The following is a 1130-nucleotide window of genomic DNA, read 5'->3' on the forward strand; positions in this document are numbered from 1 at the left end:
CGGAGTCAAACCTCGTGGTATCTCCATCATCGTAAATCCAGAACGAGTCCGCACCCGTCGCATCCGTGCCATAATAACGGTTGCCACCTGATACAAGAATGTTATCGGTAACAAGTATCGTGCTTCCCACCGCCTGAATTGAGTCCGCAATAAGCTCACCGTGCACAAACAGATTGTCCCACAAATAAAGCGTATCTGTAACATCGCTGAAATCACCCGCATAAACCGTGTCCGAAGTTATCTTAGAGGCTATAAGCTCTCCAGAGGAAACCTTAACCCTGCCCTCAAAATAACCTGCATAATAATCCGACGAACTACGATGAGAAGCATCAACATAACCTCGAACCCCAGTGTAAAGATGTGTAGTTATAGCTCCCACCGTAGCATCCAACCGCGAACCCAACGCACCTGCCACCGTGTCATTCGCACTTGTAGAGAAATACGAACCCGTAACCCCAGAATAACCATCATATGTAACACTACCAACAACCTTATGTATGCCAGAACCTATAGCCCCCAATGCACGCTTACTCCAGCTACTCTGGTTATCCCAAATGCAGCCCGATATCGCATTGCTACCAGTAGAACTATTAGCTGTATTGCCCGCAAGGTCAAAATCGGACCTTATAGCATAACTTGGGGCTGATGAATTAACGGTCTCTTTAACAAATAATATGTTCTGGTCATTGCTATCGTTTATTCTTATCGAACCCACAGTCCCATCCAGATTTATCGTCGCACCATCCTCATACGCCCGCTGCAGACTGTGATTAATATTACCATTGCCAGAGTAAATATCACCCACAAGCTCATCCAATGCAGCATCCACATTGTTAGCAGATGGGGAGAATGCTGCATAACTCGTGTTCGTGTAACCCACAAGTGTGGCGCCACCGTCCTGACTAAGTGCCTGCCCGCCTATGTAAAGGTCACCCGAATTTATCGCAACACCATTCGCCACATTAATGCTATCTGCCGTCACCGTCCCGTTAACATCTATGCTGTCCTTTATCGATATTACATTCCCCACTGCCTGAATTGAGTCCGCAATAAGCTCACCGTAAACCTTGAAATTATCATAAGCCACAATAGTGTCAGTAACCGTAGCCTTATTGCCCCTATAAAGTGTA

General features: G+C 46.3%; 1 protein-coding gene. It reads right to left on the bottom strand.

Annotated features, from left to right (window positions below; translation table 11 throughout):
• The coding region (locus J7J62_04580) for a hypothetical protein (protein MCD6124429.1) at positions 1 to 1130 on the bottom strand (1130 nt) is incomplete at both ends.

Source organism: bacterium, assembly GCA_021159335.1.
Classification (GTDB): domain Bacteria; phylum UBP14; class UBA6098; order B30-G16; family B30-G16; genus JAGGRZ01.